A 16,433-nucleotide genomic window follows, 5' to 3' on the forward strand; every position below is an offset into this window, starting at 1 on the left:
ACCGTTTGAAACATACGTTTTTTCACAGCAGTCCCATATACCTTTCGGTAAATTTTTCTTTAGAAAACCCATCTACTAAAAGCTGATACCCATGATTACCTAGTTGAATCCTCAGAGATGAATCAGCCAAAAGTTTAACTAACGACTCAGCAATACTGTTACTATCACCTATATGATGTAAATAGCCGTTTTGACCATTGTGAACAATATACTTGTTATCTCCTACATCAGTAGCAACGATAGGAAGGCAAGCATTTAATGCCTCAAGCAAAGAATTACTTGTTCCTTCAAATATACTCGTAGAAAGATATATGTCAGCTTTATCCAAAAGTTCAGGAATATTATCGGGAGCAATAATAATTTCAACGTAATTTTCAAGAGAATGTCTTTCAATCCATTCTCTGATTTGTGTTTCAAGTTTTCCATATCCCACTATAAGATATCTATAAGGAATATTATTTTGCGATAAGATTTTTACAGATTTAATGGCTGTAAGATAATCCTTTGGCTCTACAAATCTGCCAACAGAAATTATCATAGGCACATCCTTAGCTTTTCTACTTATTTGCGGAGATATATTCTCAAAGCAATTATGGATAACGATATTTTTCTTTTTGTTAAAACCGTTTTCTGAGAAAAACTCAGCCCCCGAATAGCTATTGTAAATTGTATAATCAGTCAGATAATTATGAATCAATCGTTCGAGAATCTTCTTCTTAAATGGTAATCTCGAACTCCTTATGCCTCCGAAGATCTTCTTTACTCCGCATATCCTTCCTATAATAGTCCCGAACACATTACAAAATGTAAGATAATTGAATAACGAATCAAATTGCTTTTCTCTAAAAACTTTTGTAATGGATTTTAATTTCGCATATTGACTACCAACAGGGATGAAAATCTCTATCAAAGAATTGGATTTCAAGATGTCGACATTTTTAGGTTCTGCGCCCTCCAAACCATAGAAAGAGATAAAAGTTACAGAGCATCCTTGTTCACCAAGACACTTTGCCAACAAACAAGCTTGTTTTTCCGCTCCCCCTGCATTAATAGTTGGAGAAAATATTGCAACTTTTTTCATTCTACCACTCTATCTTTGATATAACGTGCAGGATTACCTGCCCATACTTGATTGGCTGGAATATCCTTTGTTACCACAGATCCAGCACCAATAATGCTACCTTCTCCAATAGTCACGGAGTTACAAACAATTACATTCATCCCTATAAACACATTGTCTCCAATATGAACCTCTCCAAGACGGAATTGACGTCCCGGTTTACTAGGATCAAGATAATGAGTTAGTATTTTCACACCAGAGGTTAATGCCACTCCATCACCGATATGTACATATTCCGGATGCATTGTATCAATCAACACGCCGCCGTAGATAAAAACCTTTTTTGGTCTTTTCGATTTGAACTGTACTCCAGCCATCTTTAGAAAGAACCACCGATGATGCCCCCTTATCGGCAAATGTGCCAACATTAGCCATAAATACGACCACAGTCGTTTAAAAGAAAAATATTTAAACATATAGAATAAATTATAGAATAAGCTTTTCTCTACTTAAACAACCCCACAAAACTATTATTTCCTTCATAATGATATGGTTGTACGATCTTCATCTTCAAAGTTTTTATCATGGCATAACCTAAAGCCTTCACATCATCTACATCCACAACATACCCTCTTTCAGGCGTCACAATCCTGTCAATAATAGGAACACTACGTGTAGCAACTACAGGAACCTGCAACCACATCGCTTCATGTAGTACATTTGGATTACCTTCTCTACGCGAAGGTAGAACAAAACAGTCAGCATATTTCATATAGGGATAAGGATTGTCTTGAAATCCAACAAAATCAATACATTCTTCCAAGTGTTTATTTGATATTAAACTTTGTAACATACGGTAATATTTCAAATTTTTTGAATGATCACCTACTATAGTTAGTCGCAAGTTGGCGTTAGTTCTTTGTACATTAGCAAAAGCTATAATCAACGTATCAAGCCCTTTTATAGGATGTACTCTTCCACAATATATAAAGTTTATTGTCCCCTCTATAAAAGGATTTTTCGAGTTCTTAAGTCTTTCAGATATTATTTCCGTATCAATTGGATTAGGAATCATCCTCATCAAACTTGTTAGATGTGGAAAAACCTTTTGTAATTCACTTTTCATCTCATCAGATTGCAACACTATCGCTGACGCATTCCCATAAGTCAACCATGCTAGCATTTTGATATCAGGCCGCCACGCACTCCAACCAGTATTATTACGAATAATAATATTCTTCACCCCAGCTATTCGTGCGGATAAAATTGTACGAGGATTCAAATAATGAAGCGATGAAAATACCGCATAGGGATGTTCACGCTTTATAAGACAATACATGCGCCACGATACGAAATCCCAAATATTTCGTATTTTTATATGTATTGTCAACATCCATTGAGGTACAAATTTTTTCAAATCACCCACCTTTTCACATACAAATACGATTTTTACTTCATACTCACTGCGGGGTAGCATCTTTGCAATAGTAAGTGTGACACGTTCTGCGCCACCGACATCGCTTGGGGTAAAAAACAAAATCTTCTTTCTGATTTTCATTATTTATATCAATTTTCACAAAAGAGGCTTAGATTCAATTATTTTCTTGATAATCATACTATTTCCTTCAATACTAAACTTCTCCTTGCATGTTCGACAAGCATTATCACCTAACGTTTTTCTCAATTTTTCATCGCTAAACATACGTTCCATAGCATAAGCCAACACGTCTGTATTGTTTGGTTCAATAATAAAAGCATCCTTTTCATGCGTTAGCCAGTTCATTGCCTCGCCCACGCGAGTTATAATAATAGCCTTTGATGCAGCCATGTATTCACCTAATTTAGTTGAAAAACAATATTTATTTTGTTTAGTCGTTAGCTTGTTTATTACAACGAATGTAGCCTTAGATAGATATTCACACAGTTCATTATTAGGTAGATAACCTGCAAACTGTACCTTTTCCCTTATGCTATACTTATCTATAATTTCAAATATCGCCTTTTCATGTTTTGTTTCTTTCGGATTGCCTGTTGAAATAAAACGTACGTCAAAAGGTAATCTTTTTGATGCTTTTGCAAAAGCCTCCAACATATCTAAAAATCCATCTTTTTGCTGAGAAAGCGTTCCTGAATGGAAGATATATGGAACATCAGCTTCATCACTTCTATCTATCATCTCATATTGCGGAAAGTCAACCAAAATAGGAACTTTCATTATACAAACATTTGCAGAACAATGTTGTCTTGCATAGTTTACCAAAGCATCACTTATCGCTATCACACCATCTAATTTCGGCATAACTTTATGTTCAAACGCAGTACGCAATTTAATTCGTTTAGGTGTCTCTTCCGATGTACCAAATGGGAGTTCACATAATTCCTGCATGTATAATGCTCCACATAAATGTGCTATTTTTTGTATCTCAAATGAATAAGGATCACATCCGTTATACGCATAAACTACATCTCCTGCCAACAAATATCTTTTAAGATAACGTTTCAGTCGATAGCGATCACAATAATCATTTATGCGACGTATAATTATATTGCTCTCACGTAGTGGTGTACCTTTTATGTAACAAAAAGGTATCCTTTCGTATACACCTTTCCCTACTGTATTCTTAGGCTTTTTGCCATATACTTCTGTACGAGTATAAATAAGAACTTCACACTCTATGCCTTGGCTTATCCAAGCTTTAGCATAGCAAACTATGCGTTTTACTGCAGCCATTCCATTAGGAAATGGTTCTTTTGTGATTATATAGACTTTCATATTATTGCAGATATAAATTTCTTGCAGATTATTCGTGAATATTACCTTTTCTTTTGAGGGTTAAACACGCCATAAAACCAAAAAGTAGTAAAAATTGGAATCGATAATATTTGATAAGATATAGCAGATAAACAAATCAGAATTGCTAGTCCCCAAGTTCTCTTCTCATAACTATCTTCTGCCAATTTTCTTGATGACAGAAATAATATAATAAAAAAGAATATACCTAATATAAAACCATACATCCCCAGTATCTTCATTAATCCATTTGCCAATGCATAATTTGTGGTTATATGGGTCCTAAAAAATGAATGCTCAAAATTCCTGCTATATCCCAAAATGGGATCATTCATTAAATTCATCCATTCAAAGGGAATTGCATCTAACCTATCTATTGACCCTCTGTATTGCCCTTTCTCCATCGTCTTAGCAGCCCATTCAAAAGAATCTTCCAGATAAGATACATCTTGAGCCTTTATTATTTTATCGTTTATTTTATTTGACATAAAATCTAATTGAGATATACCATAAATTATCGGAAGCATGACAAACAAGAAGATAAATATGGATTTTAAATTAATTTTCCTTATAAGAAAGATGGAATAGGTTACTAAAACAGATACGAAACCTGTAGTAGACATTGTCGATATCAAAGCAAGCAAAAGCCACCAAATATTGCTGTTTTTTCGGAATTTTATTCCATTTTGACAAAGATTACAAAAGATAGCTAAAGTTAGCATAATAGCAAAACGACCAGGCTCCCATGAACATCCTGCATTCCTCAGTATTCCCTGTTTTGATAATCCTTTTACAGGATCCATTAAAGTAAAGATATATAAAACATTATTGCCCATATTCGTTTCTTGAAATAATCGGAAAAATGAGGTAGAAGCTGGAATAAGCAAAACTATAATCCAAAAAAACAAAGCTATCTTACAAAACCAGACCATCACACGTTCATATATTGGAAGCAAGCGATAGCCATATATTTGATTTTGAATATATGCTATAATTATAGCATACACCATAAAGAAATGGTATGATAATTCTTCTGTTGTAAAAATCTCATATTTGAGTAACGAAAAGATCGCCCATAAACCATATATTACCAATATTCCTAAGAAACGCTTATCACGAAAAGATACTTTATTCCGTTTACATAAAATATAAGTTAATATTATAGGAAAAAGTAAAGGTACAGGATTACCAGACAATGTTGTGACCATACGACTAGTCTCGGGCGTAGCCTGACCCATATATATAACCATGACAAATATGTAGAAATAGTCAAACCGACTAACTGCTTTATTTATAGCCTCTATCATTAGTATGTATTAAGATAATCTCACGAATTGTCTATAATAAATAAATATTGCGAGAAAATAAGAAACAGAACTAATGATGCGCGTAGCTATTGCCCCATATAAACCAAAAACATATACTCCTAGTATATATCCCACAATCGCAATACCGCCACTAATCCATGCTACATTTCTTATGGGTTTCCCTTTCCCATGAGCACCTAAAAAACGATTGAAAACATCTCCTAATCCTTGCATCATACTTCCCACTGCTAAAAAACAGGCATATACTGCAACTGACTGATAAGATTCATCATAAAGTATGTCAACTATTGGAAAGATGAGCAATATGAAACCTAAGAGTGATAGTAAAGACATCCCTATTGTACCCACAATAATTTTACGCGAGATTGTACTTTGAGAAGCAAATTGTTTGAAGTAGGTTGTACCTATAACATTAGGAAGCATCGCCAATGGACTGGTAACAGTTAAAGCTAATGTATAAAAGCCCACGTTCACATTATTACTTGCATATAAACCTAGACTTATGCCAGCCACATATTGTACCGACACATTTGCCAACGATCCATAATATACCTCTAAACCATATTTCTTATTTTCTTTATATAAAATCTTCAGAGATTTTTTTAGGTTAGAAAACGATGGAGAATTCTTCCATATCAGAATGATTAAAATAACAACAGATATTCCATTTTGTAGCCATAACATTTTCTCTACACTCGCACCGTATTTGCGATAGATAAAATATGCAAGCAACAAATATATCAATGATGGGAATACTCGAGCCGCTGCAATCATTGATATACTATTATCACCTTGTGACGTAGTATTGATATAGTTCAGCAATATAGCGGGACTACAAACTGGCAACACCCAGTAAAACAAATATGCGTAGTCCTTATGAAGAACAAGTTGATGAACTAATCCACAAATACACATCAAAATGACTAGTACAAATACAGTAATGCACAATATCGTAATTACAGCTCCTTTCAATTCAGCACACTCTTTTGGCGATTTTGCAACCGCCAATAATCTGCTACCAGAAACAAAATACCCTAACAATAATATACCGGAAAAAAATGCTATAAAATTGTTTATATAACGAACATCACCATAATCAGCAGGAGATAGTGAATGTGTGTTAAGAACAGAAACGACAACTCCTAACACAACCCCTATAAATGTTGTGCTATACAACAGAATGATTTGAGAAAAACTTTTACTATAAAACTTTTTTATCACAGTACAAAAAGAATCAGAAATTAGTATATACCTAAAAAAGAGGATATGTGTTTGAAGTGTACCTCAATAATTAGACAACAAGCTTTTAAGGATCACTCCAATTCTAACACATCCTCAATTTATTAGAGCTTTCCGTCAACTAACTCCCTATCCATGACACCTTTCACATCATAGATTATATGTTGCTTGTTTAGCATTGATACAACATCTAATGGTTTGAACTCATCATGGGCCACTGCCATAATTGCGGTATCAAATTTATCAACAGGAAGTTCGTTGGTAATGTCAATGCCATATTCATATTTTGCTATGACAGGATTGGCCCACGGATCGTAAACGGTGATATGAGCATTATATTCCTGCAATGCACGGTAAATATCAACTATTTTCGTATTACGAACATCCGGACAATTTTCTTTGAAGGTAAAGCCTAAAATAAGAATATTTGAATCTAAAACTTGAATGCCTTTCTTTAACATCAACTTAACTACTTGCGTGGCAACATATTCCCCCATGCCATCATTCATACGACGACCTGCTAAAATTATTTCGGGATTATAGCCATAACGTTGTGCACATTGTGCCAAATAGTAAGGGTCAACACCAATACAATGACCGCCTACCAGTCCTGGCTTGAATGGAAGAAAATTCCACTTCGTAGAAGCGGCTTCCAACACATCAAGTGTGTCAATATTCATCTTGGTAAAGATTTTAGAAAGTTCGTTCACGAAAGCAATATTGATATCCCGCTGTGAATTTTCTATCACTTTGGCAGCTTCGGCTACTTTTATTGTGGGGGCAAGGTGTGTCCCGGCAATAATTACAGAAGCATATACTTCGTTCACTTTCTTCCCTATCTCTGGAGTAGAACCGGAAGTTACTTTCTTAATCTTTTCAACAGTATGTAATTTATCTCCCGGATTAATGCGTTCAGGAGAATAGCCTGCAAAAAAATCTTCATTAAATTTCAAGCCTGAAACTTTTTCGACTACAGGAATACACTCGTCTTCTGTCACACCGGGATAGACTGTAGATTCATAGACTACAATATCTCCTTTTGAAATAACCTTACCAACTGTAGTACTTGCACTATAAAGTGGTGTCAGATCCGGATTGTTGTTCTCATCTACAGGTGTAGGAACAGCAACTACATAAAAATTACAATCCTTGATCTTTTCAATATCCGCCGTACAAGTAAAGCCATTGGCTAGTGCTGATTGTAATAACTCATCGGACACTTCAAGCGTAGCATCGTGACCAGCCATTAAAGCATCTACACGCGATTGATTCATATCAAAACCGACAGTTCTATATTTTGTCGAAAAAAGACGGGCTAAAGGAAGTCCAACATAACCAAGACCGATTACGCAAATTTTAATCTCATTCATTACTTTATGTTATTGTTGTTGATTTATTAAATATTTTCCCAATACCAACGTACAGCCTCTCTTAAGCCATCGCGCATACTATATTGGGGTTCATAGTTAAGAAGGGTCTTAGCCTTATCAATACAAGCTAAAGAATGTGGAATATCTCCCTGTCTATTCGGTCCGTGAACCACTTCTACATTAGAGATATCAGAGTCATATTCACTTAGAAATTCTTTCAGATAACCTACAAGCATATTTAATGTAGTGCGTTCACCAAAAGCAGTGTTATATACTTGGTTTACAGCATTAGGATTAGTAGTAGTTATAGCCAGTAGATTCATCTGTATTACATTATCAATATAGGTAAAGTCGCGACTATATTCACCATCACCATTAATTACCGGGCTTTCGTGTGCCATGAATTTCTTCACAAACAAAGGAATTACCGCTGCATACGCTCCAAAAGGATCTTGACGACGACCAAATACATTAAAATAACGCAATCCGATATATTCCAAACCATATGTCTTTGCAAAAACATCGGCATATAATTCATTTACATATTTAGTGATTGCATAAGGAGATAACGGCTTACCAATCACATCCTCCACTTTAGGTAAAGATTTACTATCACCATAGGTGGATGAACTTGCTGCGAATACAAAACGTTTTACCCCCGCGTCACGAGAAGCAACCAACATATTGAGAAAACCACCGATATTCACATCATTCGTCGTTATCGGATCTTTTATAGAACGCGGAACAGAACCTAAGGCGGCTTCATGTAATACGTATTCCATACCATCAACAGCTTTACAGCAATCATCCATTTTACGAATGTCACCTACCATTAACTCAAAAGTAGATGGATAATTTGCCAACAAAGGCAAAATATTTTCCGATTTTCCCGTAGCAAAATTATCTAAGCAACGCACTTTGTGCCCTTGTGACAATAAATGCTCACACAGATTGGAACCTATAAATCCGGCTCCACCCGTTACTAATACTTTCATGTTTATTGTATTTTAATTAATCTACTTGAATATGTTTATCAATCATATAATATGCAGATAAGTCTTGTACCACTTTCTTCCAGTTATCTTTTCATGTTTTACAATCGCACGATTTATAATAATATGTAATACGCACCAAAACACTAAGTCAAACAACAGCATAAATGTCGCATTTATATAAAAAGACAATATAAAATTAGCTGCTACTAGAAAGAGCGATAATAATAATAATGTAACCATTACAGTACGTACCCTCATTCCTGTACGTAACAGTTTATGATGAATATGATTCTTATCCGGTAAAAAAGGATTACGACCATCTTTTGCTCGAGAATAAAACACACGTACTACATCAAGTAAAGGAATAAGCAGCGTAGAAATAGTTACCATATTCAGATTTAATTCAAACGGATCCCAAGACTCTTGCCGTGTCCAAAAATGAAGAATCAAAAAACTAAGTATATAACCAAGAGTAAGACTTCCGGCATCTCCCATAAAGAGTTTTCGACCTGATACGCTAAATACATTATAATAATAGAAAGTAGCGACCACTCCCAAAGTAGCAGAAGCTAAAAGAGCATGAGTCCACTGACCAACAAATGCACAAACTATGATTAACAATCCCAATGCAATACAAGTAAGTCCTGAAGCCAAACCATCAATTCCATCTATCAAATTAATGGCATTCGTGATATAGACCACAAGAAAAACAGTTAAAGGCATGCCAATAAATGCAGGAATAGTATTAAGTCCCAATAATCCTCCCAAATCATTAATCCAGAGACCGGAAAGTGGTAAAAAAGAGGCTGAAAGAATCTGCACCACAAATTTATAACGATAACTCACCCCTACCAAATCATCCGCTACTCCAACAAGATAAAGCAATGTTGTGCCGGCAACGAGGAAAAGATAACGCATGAACAAGCTGGATGACCATATAGGAGCAACAGGTTCATTCATGTAATAACGAACCCCTGTAATAATACACAAAGATATTAATATAACAGGCAAAAAAGCTAAACCACCCAAACGAGGAACAGGAGTTTTATGTACTTTACGGGCATCAGGTACATCAAACAGACGTTTCTTATAGGAAATAAATATTATTCTTGGAATAACAATAGTGGCTAATAGTACTGAAAGTAAAAAAGTACCCCCAATATAAATATACATCATAACAATTTATCGTATTTTTAGGCTTAATTCTTTTCTCCAACCGGTTCCACATACCCCACCGGCATATCTGCACAAGCACAACCTAACATATTGAGCCTAACGGCAATCTTACTTTTTCCTTCTACCATCACAAGTTCCCCTACAAGCCCTGTCAAAGGACCTTTAACTACACGTACTTTCTCACCACGCGCCAAAGGAGCACTATTCATACAAACTGCTTCATCCGAATAATCGAGCATAAAGCGGAAACGAGCCATTTGTTCATCTGGAATTACAGTCGGACTGCTCTCACCACGCATTACCATATACCGACTTACTGTAGAAAAAGAAAGAACTTCTTTACGTTCTTTCGGATCTGCATGCACAAATACCATCATCGGAAGCAAAACGGATTCAACCACTTTACGACGGTCGCTCCATTGATGTACTTCCTGTTGGACCGGTACAAAATTCTCAATTCCCATTTTGGCTAAACGCTCTGCCACTTTCTTCTCGTGATGCATACGTACGAGAGCTACATACCAGCGTTTAGAGTGTGCTACGCCTTCCCCTGTCCCAATATTAGGCCCAGCATTTAAAGTTCCTTCTTTTCTTAGAATCATACTTTTTTACCCCTTATGTTTCTGTTACTTCTTAGGTAACGGAAACATAGGCGGCTGAAGACCTGCCACAATAACAAGAAGAAATGCATACAAATGGGGAAGTTTGAGAATTTTCTGCCTGATTTACAGAGTAATTCTTTCAGTGCAGACAATAGGAATCATTGAACATGAGACAAATACATTTCATGTTCGGATACATTTTTATTATATATTTAAATAAAAAGAGAAAAAAAAGGAAATTTGCTTGTACGCTATTAACAAATTTGTCTATATTTGCACCGAATAATTTCCGTTACCTAAGAAGTAACAACCGCGCATTCTAACTGAATATCAACTATTTAATACAATCATTATAAAATTCCCCTGCAATTCCTCACGTAAGAATAATTCAATCGGTTTACTTTTGTACGTTCGTCAAGTTCAAAGCCTTTTAGATAAATTTGTGTTGTCTTGATAGATTTATGGCCTAACGATTCACTTATCATTTCAATAGGAACTCCCCGATATTTAGCTGTAGTAGCCCAGGAATGCCGGAATGTATAAGAAGTTATGGCTGAATGAATATGTAACCTTTTGGCCAAGCTCTTCAGGTCGTTATTAAAACGACGCAAGGTGGATTGATATTCTTTATAGGCAGCCTCTTCGTCCCGCTTGTTCTTTCCGCTTAATATATAGAAAAGATAATCAGGATGTTCGGGAAGAGTTGACGAGTGGAAATTACGAAGTTGGGAGACAGTGTCTGACGCCGACTCTAATATTTCCACACTCATGGGAGTTCCTGTCTTAATACGATTGTATTTCAGAATATTTCCTTCCAGATTAGATTTTTCCAGATGAGCCAAATCGACAAAAGGCATTCCACAGAATAAAAACAATAGATTGGCAATGGCCTGTGTCCGTCGTAACTTATCGGACTGCGGGTCTTTGTAAAGCAACGTATGTAGTTCGTTTACCGGAATAGCTTTCTTCTGACGAGTATCCACTCCGGTGAATACATCACGAAACAAACGATGCACATAAGGAGCCTGGTGAGCATCTACCCCTTTATTATATATGCAACGTAACATCCGCATATAAGTAGAGATAGTGTTAAGCTTCAAGCGACAAGCCAACAAGTAGTTGCTGTATCGCCTCAAGTTCTCACGAGTAATTTGGCTGAATGACACACACGATGTCCTACAAAACACAGTGAAAGAGCGTAGCGCATTTTCATAAACATGTGCTGTAGCATAGCGCCCCTCACGGCGCAAGCACTCCACATAATTGTTTGCACATACAGTAAATCCGTCTTTTCTCATAATTTACTATTTATTAATTTATAAATTCAGCATGATATTACGAGAAATAGAACGAATTTCCAATAAAGATGGCTATTAACTAAGATTTTCTTATAAAATTTTTAATAACCTATACGATTTAATACTTAAATTGGCGTATCAGTCAGAAAGTAAACAGAAAAAGGCCATTCCCGAATAAACAGGAATGACCTTCTACTTTTCATTTCAACACGATGTTATCATGCTATCAAAAGCATGACATCCTGTTACTTATATTCCGCCCAACTCTTGATAGCGATATCATCGATACTCATCGTGCAGAAAGCATTAATGAATGCACTTGCGAGACGGGCATTCGTAATCAACGGAATATTCAGATCGATAGCCGCACGACGGATTTTGTATCCGTTGTCCAACTCTCCGGCTGTCAGGTTCTTCGGAATGTTGACTACCATATCAATCTCTTTGCTATGGAGCATTTCCAAGGCTTGCGGATGTCCTTCTTCACTCGGCCAATAGACATGAGCACTCTCAATACCGTTTTCGGCAAGTGCTTTGTGTGTGCCACCGGTCGCAAAGAGTTTATACCCCTTATTCACCAACATACGGGCTGCATCCATCATATCGGCTTTCTGCTTCATCGTACCTGTAGAAAGCAGGATATTCTTTTTAGGGATGCGATAACCTACGGAAAGCATTGCTTTCAACACAGCACAGGAAGTATCAGTACCGATACAGCCGACTTCACCGGTAGAAGCCATATCTACCCCCAACACCGGATCGGCTTTCTGCAAACGGTTGAAGGAGAATTGAGAAGCTTTGATTCCAACATAATCCAGCTCGAAAAGATTCTTTTCCGGTTTTTCGACAGGCAAGCCGAGCATGACTTTCGTTGCCAGTTCGATAAAGTTTATCTTCAATACTTTACTGACAAACGGGAAGGAACGGCTGGCACGAAGGTTACATTCGATGACCTTGATATCATTGTCTTTTGCCAAATACTGGATATTGAACGGGCCGGAGATGTTCAGAGCCTTGGCTATTTCGCGGCTGATACGTTTGATACGGCGGACTGTCTCCACATATAGCTTTTGTGGAGGGAACTGAATAGTAGCGTCACCGGAGTGTACGCCCGCAAACTCGATATGTTCGCTGATAGCGTATGCTACGATTTCCCCATTTTGAGCTACGGCATCCATTTCCACTTCCTTGGCATGCTCGATAAACTGGCTTACCACTACCGGATGCCTCTTCGATACGTTAGCAGCCAGTTTCAAGAAACGTTCAAGTTCTTCCTGATTGGAACAGACATTCATCGCGGCGCCTGAAAGTACATAAGATGGACGGACAAGCACGGGGAAACCTACTTCGTCAACAAACTCGTTGATGTCATCCATAGAAGTCAGTTCCCGCCAACGCGGCTGGTCTACTCCGATACGGTCGAGCATGGCAGAGAATTTTTCGCGGTCTTCGGCGTTGTCAATGCTCTTGGCGCTTGTACCGAGGATATTGATGTTCTGTGCATCCAGGCGCAACGCCAGGTTATTCGGAATTTGTCCACCGGTAGACACGATGACACCATGCGGATTTTCGAGTTCCAGAATATCCATTACACGTTCGAAAGTCAGTTCGTCGAAGTAGAGACGGTCACACATATCGTAATCCGTAGATACGGTTTCGGGATTATAGTTAATCATGACGCTGCGCCACCCTTCCTTGCGGATTGTGTTCAATGCCTGCACGCCACACCAGTCGAACTCTACCGAAGAACCGATACGATAGGCACCGGACCCCAGTACGACGATAGATTTATGGTCACCAAGATAATGAACATCGTTTGCTACGCCACTATAAGTAAGATACAGATAGTTAGTCTGTGCAGGATATTCGGCTGCCAGCGTATCAATCTGTTTCACAACCGGAAGAATACCTACACTCTTACGATGCTTGCGGACATAGAGAATGCCATCCTCCATATCACCTTCGTAGCCAATGCCACGGGCAACCTGAAAATCCGAGAAACCTTGAACCTTAGCTTTACGAAGCAGTTCGTACGGCAAGTCTGCAATCTGTTTGTGGTTGTTTCCCCAGCTATGCAACTCTTCAGAAGTTTTCATGATGTTCATCAGCTTCTGAAGGAACCATTTGTCTATTTTCGTCAGTTCGTGCACCTGGTCGATAGTGTACCCGGCACGGAATGCTTTCGAGATGACAAAAATACGTTTATCGGTCGGTTCACGAAGTGCTTTGTCAATATCTGGAATAACCAATTCCTTATTTTCCACAAACCCGTGCATGCCCTGCCCTATCATCCGAAGACCTTTTTGAATAGCTTCTTCAAAGGTACGACCGATGGCCATTACTTCACCGACTGATTTCATGGAAGAGCCCAATTCCTTATCTACTCCATGGAACTTACCCAAGTCCCAACGAGGAATTTTACATACTACATAATCCAAAGCCGGCTCGAAGAAAGCGGAAGTCGTTTTCGTTACAGAGTTTTTCAAGTCGAAAAGTCCGTATCCCAATCCTAGCTTAGCGGCAACGAAGGCCAACGGGTAGCCGGTCGCTTTGGAAGCCAAAGCCGATGAACGGGAAAGACGGGCATTTACCTCAATTACCCGATAATCTTCGGATTCCGGGTCGAAAGCATATTGCACGTTACATTCACCGACAATACCGATATGACGGATGATGCGTATAGCCAGTTCGCGGAGCTTATGGTATTCTTTGTTGGTTAGTGTTTGAGAGGGAGCAATAACGATAGACTCACCGGTATGGATACCCAGCGGGTCGAAATTCTCCATATTACAAACTGTGATACAGTTGTCGAAGCGGTCGCGTACTACTTCATATTCCACTTCTTTCCAGCCACGAAGTGATTTTTCCACCAGCACTTGCGGAGAGAAAGAAAAAGCCTTTTCTACGAGAACGTCCAGTTGTTCCTCGTTATCACAAAAACCGGAACCCAGACCACCCAACGCATAAGCAGCACGGACAATCACCGGATAACCCAATTCTTTCGCAGCACAACGGGCCGCTTCCGCATTTTCGACGGCTTCGCTCTTGATAGTCTTTACATTAATTTCGTTCAGTTTCTGCACGAAAAGTTCACGGTCTTCGGTATCCATAATAGCTTGCACCGGAGTACCGAGTACCTTTACATTATATTTTTCGAGGATTCCTTCCTTATATAAGACCACACCGCAATTCAAGGCCGTCTGCCCACCGAATGCAAGCATAATGCCTTCGGGCTTCTCCTTCTGAATCACTTTCTCCACAAAGTACGGAGTCACCGGCAGGAAGTAGATTTGGTCTGCTACTCCTTCGGAAGTCTGCACGGTAGCAATATTCGGGTTGATAAGAATCGTTTCAATCCCCTCTTCTTTCAAGGCTTTGAGTGCCTGCGAACCGGAATAGTCGAACTCACCGGCCTCACCGATTTTCAGGGCACCGGAACCCAACAGCAATACTTTCTTTATATTTTCTTTCATGATTGTCGGTTATTTAAGCAGGTTTACAAATTCGTCGAACAGAAATTCCGTATCCGTAGGGCCACTGGCTGCTTCCGGATGGAATTGTGCTGAAAACCAAGGATTCGTCTTATGCTTGATTCCTTCGTTGGAACCGTCGTTCATGTTGATGAAAAGCGGCTCCCAATCTGCCCCTAACGTATTATTGTCTACGGCATAACCGTGATTCTGGGAAGTGATGAAACAACGTTCCGTACCTACCATACGCACAGGTTGGTTGTGGCTACGATGTCCGTACTTCAATTTATATATCTTGGCTCCACCGGCTTTCGAGAGTAATTGGTTACCCATACAGATTCCGAAGATAGGAAGTTTTTCGTTTTCCATTGCTTTGCGGATATTTTGTACCGCAGCGTCACAGGTATCCGGGTCGCCCGGTCCGTTGGAAATAAATAATCCGTCAAACTCGAGTCCGTTGAAGTCATAATCCCAAGGCACACGAATCACTTCGACATCACGTTTCAGCAGACAACGGATGATATTAGTCTTTACTCCACAATCTACAAGAACAACTTTCTTTTTATCCGCACCTTCATTATAGCGAATCACTTCCTTGCAACTTACTTTATCTACGTAATTAACGCCTGCATAAGCAGCTTCGGGAAGATTATCCGGGGCATCGTCAAAAACAATTTTTCCCATCATCACACCATGTTCACGAAGTACTTTAGTCAGTTCGCGGGTATCAATGCCCGTGATACCGGGTACTTGCTCACGCTTCAGCCAGTCGCCAAGACTCTCGGCTGCATTCCAATGGCTATATTCATAAGAATAGTCACTTACGATAATCGCTTCCGCATGGATTTTCTCACTTTCCATAAAAGTTGCAAGCCCGTTCGGTCCGATAGTAAAAGGGGGAACTCCGTAGTTACCTATCAGAGGATAGGTAAGCGTCATCAACTGTCCGGCATATGAAGGGTCGGTGAGACTCTCGGGATATCCGGTCATGGCAGTATTGAAAACTACTTCGCCCGCCACCGGCTTCTCGTAGCCAAACGACTTACCGGAGAACCGGCTCCCGTCGTCAAGGATTAATGTCACATTTCTCATTCTTATTATTGA

General features: G+C 38.5%; 13 protein-coding genes. All 13 read right to left on the reverse strand.

The genetic code is table 11. The features are described 5' to 3' along the window. Positions 1-22 precede the first annotated feature (22 nt). The 13 genes from ACGHVY_RS09380 to carA all read right to left on the reverse strand — a co-directional run bounded on the left by ACGHVY_RS09380 (position 23) and on the right by carA (position 16,421). Positions 23-1,081: a glycosyltransferase family 4 protein gene (locus tag ACGHVY_RS09380; RefSeq protein ID WP_390598605.1), complete on the reverse strand. Its 1,059-nt coding sequence runs from the start codon at positions 1,079-1,081 to the stop codon at positions 23-25. Next, positions 1,078-1,437: a DapH/DapD/GlmU-related protein gene (locus ACGHVY_RS09385; protein ID WP_136013463.1), complete on the reverse strand. Its 360-nt coding sequence runs from the start codon at positions 1,435-1,437 to the stop codon at positions 1,078-1,080. Before ACGHVY_RS09385 ends, ACGHVY_RS09380 begins: the two co-directional genes overlap by 4 nt. A gap of 128 nt (positions 1,438-1,565) precedes the next feature. Next, positions 1,566-2,618: a glycosyltransferase gene (locus ACGHVY_RS09390; RefSeq protein ID WP_390598607.1), complete on the reverse strand. Its 1,053-nt coding sequence runs from the start codon at positions 2,616-2,618 to the stop codon at positions 1,566-1,568. 15 nt (positions 2,619-2,633) lie between these two features. Continuing rightward, positions 2,634-3,791, reverse strand: coding sequence for a glycosyltransferase family 4 protein (locus tag ACGHVY_RS09395; RefSeq protein ID WP_390598609.1), 1,158 nt, complete (start codon positions 3,789-3,791; stop codon positions 2,634-2,636). An 83-nt stretch (positions 3,792-3,874) separates the two neighbouring features. After that, positions 3,875-5,059 carry a hypothetical protein gene (locus ACGHVY_RS09400; RefSeq protein WP_390598610.1) on the reverse strand — a complete coding sequence of 395 codons (1,185 nt, stop codon included), beginning with the start codon at positions 5,057-5,059 and terminating at the stop codon, positions 3,875-3,877. 108 nt (positions 5,060-5,167) lie between these two features. Then, entirely contained in the window at positions 5,168-6,400 is a 1,233-nt protein-coding gene (locus ACGHVY_RS09405) for a lipopolysaccharide biosynthesis protein (protein WP_390598612.1), read from the reverse strand. 122 nt (positions 6,401-6,522) lie between these two features. Continuing rightward, entirely contained in the window at positions 6,523-7,788 is a 1,266-nt protein-coding gene (locus ACGHVY_RS09410) for a nucleotide sugar dehydrogenase (RefSeq protein WP_390598613.1), read from the reverse strand. A gap of 26 nt (positions 7,789-7,814) precedes the next feature. Next, positions 7,815-8,783 (reverse strand): SDR family oxidoreductase, encoded by a 969-nt coding sequence (locus tag ACGHVY_RS09415; RefSeq protein WP_390598614.1) that lies wholly within the window; start codon positions 8,781-8,783, stop codon positions 7,815-7,817. Between the two features lie 42 nt (positions 8,784-8,825). Continuing rightward, positions 8,826-9,959 (reverse strand): MraY family glycosyltransferase, encoded by a 1,134-nt coding sequence (locus ACGHVY_RS09420; RefSeq protein WP_390598616.1) that lies wholly within the window; start codon positions 9,957-9,959, stop codon positions 8,826-8,828. 23 nt (positions 9,960-9,982) lie between these two features. Next, a complete protein-coding gene (locus ACGHVY_RS09425) occupies positions 9,983-10,561 on the reverse strand; it encodes a UpxY family transcription antiterminator (RefSeq protein ID WP_308746222.1) in 579 nt (192 codons plus the stop codon). A 350-nt stretch (positions 10,562-10,911) separates the two neighbouring features. Then, positions 10,912-11,859 (reverse strand): site-specific integrase, encoded by a 948-nt coding sequence (locus ACGHVY_RS09430; RefSeq protein WP_308746223.1) that lies wholly within the window; start codon positions 11,857-11,859, stop codon positions 10,912-10,914. A 245-nt stretch (positions 11,860-12,104) separates the two neighbouring features. Beyond that, positions 12,105-15,332, reverse strand: a complete 3,228-nt coding sequence (carB, locus tag ACGHVY_RS09435; protein WP_390598617.1) for a carbamoyl-phosphate synthase (glutamine-hydrolyzing) large subunit — start codon at positions 15,330-15,332, stop codon at positions 12,105-12,107. Between the two features lie 9 nt (positions 15,333-15,341). Beyond that, the gene (gene carA, locus ACGHVY_RS09440) at positions 15,342-16,421 is read right to left on the reverse strand and encodes a glutamine-hydrolyzing carbamoyl-phosphate synthase small subunit (protein ID WP_390598618.1); all 1,080 of its coding nucleotides are present in this window, start codon (positions 16,419-16,421) and stop codon (positions 15,342-15,344) included. Between the last annotated feature and the right edge of the window lie 12 nt (positions 16,422-16,433).

This window comes from Bacteroides sp. f07 (genome assembly GCF_042854785.1).
Classification (GTDB): domain Bacteria; phylum Bacteroidota; class Bacteroidia; order Bacteroidales; family Bacteroidaceae; genus Bacteroides.

What these genes read in the sequence shown, in the direction of transcription:
- ACGHVY_RS09380 (WP_390598605.1), bottom strand. Translation starts at nt 1,081, where the DNA reads ATGAAAAAAGTTGCAATATTTTCTCCAACTATTAATGCAGGGGGAGCG.
- ACGHVY_RS09385 (WP_136013463.1), bottom strand. Translation starts at nt 1,437, where the DNA reads ATGGCTGGAGTACAGTTCAAATCGAAAAGACCAAAAAAGGTTTTTATC.
- ACGHVY_RS09390 (WP_390598607.1), bottom strand. Translation starts at nt 2,618, where the DNA reads ATGAAAATCAGAAAGAAGATTTTGTTTTTTACCCCAAGCGATGTCGGT.
- ACGHVY_RS09395 (WP_390598609.1), bottom strand. Translation starts at nt 3,791, where the DNA reads ATGGCTGCAGTAAAACGCATAGTTTGCTATGCTAAAGCTTGGATAAGC.
- ACGHVY_RS09400 (WP_390598610.1), bottom strand. Translation starts at nt 5,059, where the DNA reads ATGGTCACAACATTGTCTGGTAATCCTGTACCTTTACTTTTTCCTATA.
- ACGHVY_RS09410 (WP_390598613.1), bottom strand. Translation starts at nt 7,788, where the DNA reads ATGAATGAGATTAAAATTTGCGTAATCGGTCTTGGTTATGTTGGACTT.
- ACGHVY_RS09415 (WP_390598614.1), bottom strand. Translation starts at nt 8,783, where the DNA reads ATGAAAGTATTAGTAACGGGTGGAGCCGGATTTATAGGTTCCAATCTG.
- ACGHVY_RS09420 (WP_390598616.1), bottom strand. Translation starts at nt 9,959, where the DNA reads ATGATGTATATTTATATTGGGGGTACTTTTTTACTTTCAGTACTATTA.
- ACGHVY_RS09425 (WP_308746222.1), bottom strand. Translation starts at nt 10,561, where the DNA reads ATGATTCTAAGAAAAGAAGGAACTTTAAATGCTGGGCCTAATATTGGG.
- ACGHVY_RS09430 (WP_308746223.1), bottom strand. Translation starts at nt 11,859, where the DNA reads ATGAGAAAAGACGGATTTACTGTATGTGCAAACAATTATGTGGAGTGC.
- carB (WP_390598617.1), bottom strand. Translation starts at nt 15,332, where the DNA reads ATGAAAGAAAATATAAAGAAAGTATTGCTGTTGGGTTCCGGTGCCCTG.
- carA (WP_390598618.1), bottom strand. Translation starts at nt 16,421, where the DNA reads ATGAGAAATGTGACATTAATCCTTGACGACGGGAGCCGGTTCTCCGGT.